The organism is uncultured Thiodictyon sp. (genome assembly GCF_903828115.1).
Classification (GTDB): Bacteria; Pseudomonadota; Gammaproteobacteria; order Chromatiales; family Chromatiaceae; genus Thiodictyon.
On record NZ_CAIKKU010000306.1, the window covers coordinates 1 to 8,226 of the forward strand.

Annotated in this window: 7 protein-coding genes and 1 pseudogene; 3 read left to right on the forward strand and 5 right to left on the reverse strand. The window is 66.1% G+C overall.

The window, feature by feature from the left end; all coding sequences use genetic code 11:
* A pseudogene (locus QZY48_RS11240) lies at nt 1-121 on the forward strand (IS5/IS1182 family transposase); the annotation flags it as partial.
* On the opposite strand, the gene QZY48_RS11245 reads toward QZY48_RS11240, so the two are convergent.
* The 3 genes from QZY48_RS11245 to QZY48_RS11255 form a co-directional block, all read right to left on the reverse strand.
* The gene (locus QZY48_RS11245; RefSeq protein WP_295430946.1) at nt 118-1,185 is read right to left on the reverse strand and encodes a hypothetical protein; all 1,068 of its coding nucleotides are present in this window, start codon (nt 1,183-1,185) and stop codon (nt 118-120) included. The pseudogene QZY48_RS11240 and the gene QZY48_RS11245 sit on opposite strands and share 4 nt — an antisense overlap.
* 144 nt (nt 1,186-1,329) lie before the next feature.
* Nucleotides 1,330-2,271, reverse strand: coding sequence for a hypothetical protein (locus tag QZY48_RS11250; RefSeq protein WP_295430947.1), 942 nt, complete (start codon nt 2,269-2,271; stop codon nt 1,330-1,332).
* Nucleotides 2,272-2,281: 10 nt separating this feature from the next.
* Entirely contained in the window at nt 2,282-3,304 is a 1,023-nt protein-coding gene (locus tag QZY48_RS11255) for an SPFH domain-containing protein (RefSeq protein WP_295430948.1), read from the reverse strand.
* Between the two features lie 153 nt (nt 3,305-3,457).
* Here QZY48_RS11255 and rlmB point away from each other — a divergent pair, with 153 nt between their 5' ends.
* The gene (rlmB, locus tag QZY48_RS11260; RefSeq protein ID WP_295430949.1) at nt 3,458-4,207 is read left to right on the forward strand and encodes a 23S rRNA (guanosine(2251)-2'-O)-methyltransferase RlmB; all 750 of its coding nucleotides are present in this window, start codon (nt 3,458-3,460) and stop codon (nt 4,205-4,207) included.
* A 99-nt stretch (nt 4,208-4,306) separates the two neighbouring features.
* Here the strand turns inward: rlmB and QZY48_RS11265 are convergent, their stop codons facing one another.
* The gene (locus tag QZY48_RS11265; protein ID WP_295430950.1) at nt 4,307-5,143 is read right to left on the reverse strand and encodes a PEP-CTERM sorting domain-containing protein; all 837 of its coding nucleotides are present in this window, start codon (nt 5,141-5,143) and stop codon (nt 4,307-4,309) included.
* Nucleotides 5,143-5,862 carry a PEP-CTERM sorting domain-containing protein gene (locus QZY48_RS11270; RefSeq protein WP_295430951.1) on the reverse strand — a complete coding sequence of 240 codons (720 nt, stop codon included), beginning with the start codon at nt 5,860-5,862 and terminating at the stop codon, nt 5,143-5,145. Before QZY48_RS11270 ends, QZY48_RS11265 begins: the two co-directional genes overlap by 1 nt.
* A gap of 611 nt (nt 5,863-6,473) precedes the next feature.
* Between QZY48_RS11270 and QZY48_RS11275 the strand changes: the two genes are divergently transcribed.
* Nucleotides 6,474-8,015, forward strand: coding sequence for a class I SAM-dependent DNA methyltransferase (locus tag QZY48_RS11275; RefSeq protein WP_295430952.1), 1,542 nt, complete (start codon nt 6,474-6,476; stop codon nt 8,013-8,015).
* Nucleotides 8,016-8,226: the final 211 nt, after the last annotated feature.

Sequence of the window (8,226 nt, forward strand, 5' to 3'; positions counted from 1 at the left end):
CTGGAACGAGCGCGCACGCCGTTTGATCATGCACCATGATCGCCTGCTGTGCGTGTCCGAAGCCTGGGTCTGGCTCACTGAGGCGCGGATCCTTCTACGACGCATGACGACAACGACTTAATTTTGTCTATACCCTCTCAGCACACCGAGGGGGACGACCTGACCTACTTCAAACAAGGCCGGGTAGGCGGGCGGTACGCCATCGCGTTTCAGGGCGGCAAGGTTCTCCTGGGCGCAGGCGAGCCCGGGGTGCCGGGCCAGGGCGCGCTTCCAGAGGGCCCGCGCCTGGTCGCCGCGGCCAAGGCGGCTGGCGGCGGCGGCGCCGAACAGGAGGCGCATGGCCTCCGGGGTGCCCGTCGCCTCACCGATCCAAGTGGCCTGGTTGGTCCGCTCGAAGGCGTCCCAGGCCGCCTGGTCCTCCCGGATCAGGAGCAGGGCGCCGAGCTGGGCCTGGGCATCCTCGATGCGCCGTGCCGACGCCTGGGCCAGGGGGACGGCGAGCCCCCGGGCGCCGCCCTCATCGCCCCGGTACAGACGCAATTGCAGGGCCCAACCCAGGGCGAAGAGGTTGCCCGGGTCCTGTTGCCAGGCGTCGAGCGCGGCGCTCAGTGCCTCCGCACTGCGCCCCAGATGGAAGAGTGCGAGCACCCGGTTGTTGCGGGCGGGCGTCACGGCGACGCCATCAAGTATGCGCGCGGCGCCGGCGTAGTCCTGGGCCTCCAGGTGTAGCTTGCCGATTTCAAATTGCTGCATGTCCGTCAGGGTCGCCTGGGAGCCGTCGGGCTGCTGCAGCAGTTCGGCCAAGGCCGCCGGATCGGCATGGAAGCGTTGCGTCGCGGCGCCCAGGTCAGTCAAGCGTTCGAGGGCCCGGGATGCCAGCACGGCATAGTCGCCCTCCATGGCGAGCTGGAAGAGCACTTCCTGGGCCTCGTGGCTGTTGGGCCGGCGCTGCGCCCACTGGTGGGCGGCCAGGGTCGCCGCGCCCCGGCCGCCGGCCTGATACAGGGCATCGACCAGCATCCGGTTGGCGGTAGCGTGATCGGGGAAGCGCTGCACCAGGGCGCGCGCCCGCGCGCTGGCCGAGGCGAAATCCCCGGCCAAAATCAGGCGCTCCACGCCCTTGAGTTGGGCCAGTTCGGGCTGCGGGCCCTTGGCCTGGGTGGTCTTGGACGGTTTTTTCGACACCGCGGGTCCTCCGGGGTTGGGTGTTGGGCGGGGCGCCAAATCGATTGGAATGTCGTGCCGCCCGGCGACTCGCCGGACACGCCTGCCGCCCTGGAAAAGGTTCTTGCGCTTAATGCTCTGGCGTGCACAGGGCCTTTTCCGGCTTCATGTCACCAGCCGCCCCTGCCTGGCGGCGACCCTAATGGTCGCACAGGCACCCGCGTTGAAGCGCACGAAGTCGGACTCGATCCCGTCGCTGAAGATGACTCCGCCCTCCGGCATCCGGGACTCAAGGATCAGCGGGGTCGCGGCCGTGATCTTGCCGAAGGCGATCCCGGCCGCCGAGGTCCGGCTCGGCCAGGGCTCCCGGACCGAGAAATACAGATAGTCCGCGTCCCATTGGAATGAGCGGGGTGCCGCGAGCTTGAGCGGGTGTCCGGACAGCGCACCCGCGATGCCCCCCGCCCCGCAGATGATACTGCGCAGCCAACCCGTGGCGCCCAGGCCGGTGGAGACGATGATGCCGCTGGACGACTGGTCCTCCGCGCGGTTGCCGATGCCGAGCCGATAGCGCGCCGAGGTATGGCTGCGCGGACCGATGAAGAGGTCGTTGACGCCGTACAGGGTCTCGCCGGTGTTCAGTCTGGCCTCGGCCATCGTGACGCGGCGGATCGGGCGCCGGTCGGCGAACACCGCGGGCACCACGGCGTCCAGGTCCGCGGGTCGGAAGGGCACCAGGACCCCCTCGATCCTGGCCGGGTCCGGATTGACCCCGATCAGCACCTGTCCGTCGAGATATTTGAGTACGTTCGCCACCAGCCCGTCCTGCCCCAGCACCACGACCGTATCCCGGGCGCCGAACAGGAAGTTCGGGACATAGGCGCGCTCCAGTGCCTGCATCCGCCCGAGCCGCTCCAGACGGTGCTGCGTATCCTGCACCGCCGCCTGATAGCACTGGTCCTCCGCCTGGTAATCGGCGAAGTCCGCGCCCAGGTGCTCAACATAGAAACGCGCCTGGTCGAGCGTATTGAAGCGCACGATCAGCTCCGCGAGCCGCGTGCGCCGCGTGATCAGGACGATCTTGTTTTCGGTCAGCCGGTCGATCATGAGCGCCGCATCATTGCGCCTGATTGCTCGCCATCAACTCGCGCAGCAGGTCCGGGGTGATGTTGAGCTGACCGATCCGCTGCGCCCCCTCCGCCAACTCCTTGAAGGCCAGAGCGACCAGTTGGTTCGGCTCCATGCGGGCCTGGGTCAGCACCTCCAGGATGCGCGGATCGGTCTGGGACAGGGCCTGCATGACGGTCGCGACCCCATAGGCGCGGGTCTCCGCCTCCTGGCGGGCGTTGACCGTGGACAGGGCGATCAGGTCCTTTTTCTGCTCCTCCAGGGCGATCTGGGTCGCCATCTCCGCCTCGCGCAGCTCGCGGCGCTTCTGCGCCACGGACTTCTCCGCCTCCATCTGCGCCTCCTTGATCTGGCGCTTCTTGTTCTCGACCGCGATCTCGGTGTTCAACTCGTTTTCCTTGATCGAGCGCTCCTGCTCCACGGCCGCGTTGCGCCGGGCGTAGACCGCCTCGTCGGCCTGGCGCAGGACCTGCTCGCGCGCCTCCGCCTCGAGCGCGCGCGCCGTCTCCGGCGTGGGTCGGATCGCCAGGATCGAGAGTCCGAGCACCTCGACGCCCAGGGCGGCAACGACCTCCGCCCCCTGCAACCCCTGATGCAGGGCCGCGACCAGGGCGTCCGAGCGGCCGAGCGCCTGGCGCAGCGGCAGGGCCTGCAGCGAGACGCGCGTCAGGACCTGCACCTGATTGACCAGCCGCTGGGGCAGCTTCTTCGCGTCCTCGGAGGCGTAGGCCCGACCGTTCGGCGTCAGGGCGAAGTTCATCGACTGCGCGAGCCGCCGCGGGTCCGCCACCCGGTAGGTGATCTGCCCCTGGACCGTGACCTGCTGAAAATCCGCGGTCACCTCCTCAAAGATGAAGGGTACCTCGATACTGCCGATCGGGATCAGGACCAGCGAGGTGGTCGGCGAAAAATACATGAAGGCGAGCCCCGCCCCCTCACGGACGCGCTCACCGCGCCTGAACTGGATGACGAAATCGGTCGGTGCGACCTTGATGAAGCGAATGCCGAACATGCTGACTCCTGCCTGCCCTTACGCTTGCCGATGCCTCTAAAGGGTGTCCGGGCAAGGCGGCGACACCCATCTGAGCCCGCGGCCAACCCGTCGGCGGCCGACAGGGCTAAGATTAGGCCATGATCAGGCTTTTCTCCTACCGGAGCATTCACCTTGAACGACCTGGCACCCGTCGCCGGCATCCACAGCGTGCGCAGTGCGCTCAAATTCGGCGCCGAGGGGGTCGGCGAGCTGTGGCTGGAGCGCGGCCGGCGCGACCGGCGGCTGGCGGAACTGGCGGACCTCGCCCGCGCCGCCGGCATCCCGGTCAAACAGACCGACCGGGCGGCACTGGATCAGGGGGCCCAGGGCACCAACCACCAGGGCGCACTCGCCTGGGTGCGCAGTGCCGCCCCCCGGCTGGCGGGGGACCTGGACGGGATCCTGGATCAGATCACGGGCCCGCCCCTGCTGCTGCTCCTGGACGAGGTCCAGGACCCGCACAACCTGGGGGCCTGTCTGCGCACCGCGGACGCCGCCGGGGTCCATGCGGTGATCGCCCCCAAGGACAACGCGGTCGGCCTGACCCCGGTGGTGTGCAAGGTGGCGAGCGGGGCGGCGCAGACGGTGCCCTATCTCCAGGTGACCAACCTGGCCCGCACCATGGACCAGCTCAAGGAGCGGGGCATCTGGCTGATCGGGACCGCCGGGGAGGCCGCGGGCGACCTCTACGGCACGGATCTCAAGGGTCCGATCGGGCTCGTGATGGGCAGCGAGGGCACCGGCCTGCGGCGCCTGACGCGCGAGCGCTGCGACCTGCTGGTCCGGCTGCCGATGGCCGGGACCGTGGAAAGCCTCAACGTCTCGGTGGCGGCCGGGGTCTGTCTGTTCGAGGCGGTACGGCAGCGCGGGCTGACCCGCTAGACGGGTTGCACGGCGGCCCGCAGTCCCGGCTGCTTGCGTGATCGCAGGCAACAGGCAAGCCCCCCTTCAGCCTACCCTTGCGAGCTAAACCCACTTTTTTCAGTTTGTCAGGCTTAACTGGGCGCCATTCGAGCTTGGCCCCTTTTTCCCGCTTTTTCCTCGCCGACCGATACCGAGCAGACTCAGCGCAATGACCATCAGCAGAATTGTTGCAGGCTCCGGAACCTCAGACTGTTGGACAAGCGCGTAAGGTACAAAAGATCCCGAACTGTAGCTGGCCCAAGTGCCGTTGAAGGCGAGGAGCTGAGTCACCGGAGTCACGCCGTTGGTGATGACGGAAAACTGACCCGACTGCCCCACTGCCGGTATGTAGATACTGGTGTTGAGGGTACCTTGCACGACGACGTAGTAGCTGCTGAGCGCAGTGAGTGTGACGGGATTAGTGAAAATGGTCGTGGTCGGTGTAAATGCTGAGGTTGAAGGTCCGGCGAGAAAGTTCCCCGTGGCGAAGGGAATGAGCGAACCGGGCTCAAATCCACCGGAAATACCGCTGGTCTTGGCACTGTAAATGGCGATGCCAGGGGTGGTTGAGCCATCGCCCTTGCCAAAGTAGTCGATGGCATTGATCACTGTATCGTTCGCCCCCACCGTAAAACGCGAGGCAATGAAGGATTTGGTCGTATCCCTGAACCCGACAGGCGTCTGGTTCTGGAGCAGTGAGTATCCTCCAATCGTGATCAGACCCGCTGCGACACTCCCGGCGTGGCAACCGAGGACAGCCATAACGAGAAGAGGTATGACCAACCGGATACGAATTCCCGGGTTGCCGGCAGCACGGCGTATGTCATACTCTGAAGCTGGTAACGTATTGGTGTGCATGTCGGTACCTGTCATAGTTTTGAAGATGAAATCAAGATAGTGATTAGCGCCATTCATCAGACAGTCCTGCGGCGAACGGTAAGACGAACCAAGCCAGTCACGCCGAGCATCAGGAGCACCGCGGTGCCCGGTTCAGGGACCTCAAGGGTGAGCGGCAGCGATCCATACTTCTGGCCGGGCTCCGCGGGCAAGGGCTGCTCCCCATAGTTCAGGAACGAAAAGGTACCGCGGTTGAGTTTATTGATATCGATGTTGAAGATTGCCTCGCCTGACCAACTCACGAGTGCGTCAGCCGACAAGGCAATGTCTTCGGCCGCCAGGCTGACCCCAAAGTCATCCCCTGTCGTATCGTGGTCGATATGCAGGCCGTCGATGAAACCCTGGGTGATGCTGCCGCCGGACGGGGTGACGCTGAGAGTCACTGAACCGCTGATCAGCGGGGCTCTCTCGTTGTTGTACCCTTCGGTGCCGGTCTTGACGTAGTCCGAACCAGACCCGACGCCTTTCCATTCCTCGATAAGCACCAGATCGTCGCCGGCAAATTTTCCGCCCGGGGCGCTTTGGGAATACTGAGCCGAGCCGCTGAAGACCCAGCGACTTTGACCCGGGGTGCTATATTCGTAGACATCGATCATCAGGTTGGCCTGCGCCACCGAAGCCATACCGAAAGCGGTCAACGCGATAAGCCGCATGAAGGGTGCGCTGTGCATGAACTTGTCCTCTGAAAAAATGCGTTGGAAGAAAAATGCCTCGAACAGAACGAGGCGGGTTATCACGACCAGAACCGCGAATACCCGGCGGGGGTAGCGAACGGGTCGGCCGCCACCGCGAGCCCGGCCAGGCCCGTCAGGGGCGCGGGCAGGAGCAGGCGTCGGGGGTACGACCGAACGAGGGATTTCCGGTGGTGTCTGGGTGGCACCAGCCGCAAGTCCCGGCGATCTTAGGACCCGCGGCCTCGGGTCGGAGGACTTTTTTGTGTGAAAAGTTGCGCCGTTTTATGTAGATTTTGACGTTCGCCGATCATCGCGGCGGCAAGACCGCCGACTTAATGGCAGTGGGGCGACGCCAAGGGTCCGCGGCGCGGACCGATCCACCGAGGCGACGCGCCCCCGAGCGGACGCCCGACGACGCCTGGGGTATCATCGCCGCATCGCCACTGTCGGCACCCGCGATGGACGAGCCCAGCCCCCAACCGGAGGTCGAGGCTTCAGCCGGAGGCACCGGCACGCAATCGCCGCAGTCCTTGCTCGGGCCGCCGCCGACAGAAGCCTCGACCTGCGCTTTTTTGGCACCGGGGCCTGGTTCTGGTTACCAAGCTCCAGCACAGCGGCGCGCCCGGTGACCAAGCCTCAGCACCCCTCGACCATAGAGCAGACCCTGATCCCGGATGCCACAGCAACCCGCCCCGCCGCCTGACATCAAGCTCCAACAACTCGAATCCCATCTGTGGGGTGCCGCCAACATCCTGCGCGGCAGCCCGCTCGACCGCACCGACTGGAAGAGCTATATCCTGCCGCTGTTGTTCTTCAAGCGCATCTGCGACTGCTGGGATGAAGAGCACGCCGCGATGGTGCAGACCTACGGCGAGGCCTTCGCCGATGAGCACCGCTTCCAGGTGCCGGACGGCTGCCACTGGAACCTCGTGCGCGAGACGGCGGCCAATGTCGGCGCCGCCATCGCGAACGCCATGCGCGGCATCGAGCGGGCCAATCAGGCGCATCTGTACGGCGTCTTCGGCGACGGCCAATGGACCAACAAGGATCGGCTCCCCGACGCCCTGCTCAAGGACCTGGTGGAGCACTTCTCCGCCCTGCCGCTCGGCAACCAGCGGGTACGCAACGACATCATCGGCGATGCCTACGAGTATCTGATCAAGACCTTTGCCGACGCCACCAAGAAGAAGGCCGGCGAGTTCTATACCCCGCGCAGTGTCGTGCGGTTGATGATCGAGATCCTCGACCCCCAGGAGGGCGAGACGGTCTACGACCCCGCCTGCGGCACCGGCGGCATGTTGTTGGCCGCGGTCGAGCATGTACGCGCCCAGGGCGGCGACCCGCGGACCTTCTTCGGCAAGCTCTACGGCCAGGAGAAGAACCTCACCACCTCGGCCGTCGCCCGCATGAACCTGCTGCTGCACGGACTGGAGGACTTCCAGATCGAGCGCGGCGACACCCTGCGCAACCCGGTGTTCACCGACCCCAGCACCGGCGGGCTCGCCGGCTTCGATATCGTGCTCGCCAATCCGCCCTTTTCGCTGGAGAAGTGGGGCCGCGAGGTCTGGGAGAATGACCCCTGGGGGCGCGCCTTCGCCGGCGTGCCCACCGACAGTTCCGGCGACTTCGCCTGGGTGCAGCACATGGTCAAATCCATGGCCCCGCCCCACGGCAGCATGGCCGTGGTGCTGCCCCAGGGGGCGCTCTTTCGCGGCGGCATCGAGGGCCGAATCCGCCAACACCTGCTGCAACAGGACCTGATCGAGGCGGTGATTGGGCTGGCGCCGAACCTGTTCTACGGCACCGGGCTCGCCGCCTGCATCCTGGTCCTGCGCCTGCGCAAGCCCCCCGAGAGCGCCGGGCGGGTGCTGATCGTCGATGCCTCCACCCTGTTTCGCAAGGACCGCGCCCAGAATCATCTGGAGCCCGCGCACGCCGACCGGATCCTCGGCTGCTATCAAAACTTCGAGGATGTCGAGGACCTGGCCCGCGTGGTCGGTCTGGACGAGATCGAACGGGAAGGCTGGACGCTCAACATCTCGCGCTATGTGCTGCCGCCGATCGGGCGGGACATACCGCCGTTGGCGGAGGCGGTGGCCGACTTCAAGGCCGCGTTGGAGCGGTGCCGGGAGGCGGAGGCGGCACTCCGGCGGGAGATGATCGAAGGGGGATGGCTCGACGAACCGGGCAACTCTTCATTGACCCGGGGGGATTAGCGTCGAACCTCACCCGGTGTCGATGCGGCCATCTGTCACGCCCTTTCAGGGCTAAGAGTATCGGTGGGCGCAACCCAGGGCGTTGCCCTGGGCTGGTATGTGCGACCCCGTTGGGGTCAATCCCCCCGTCCGCACGCCTTGGTCTCACGCGGGGAGGGTTACCTACCATCGCCGCGACGGTTAGGCCCCGCAGGGCGTGACATACCAGCCC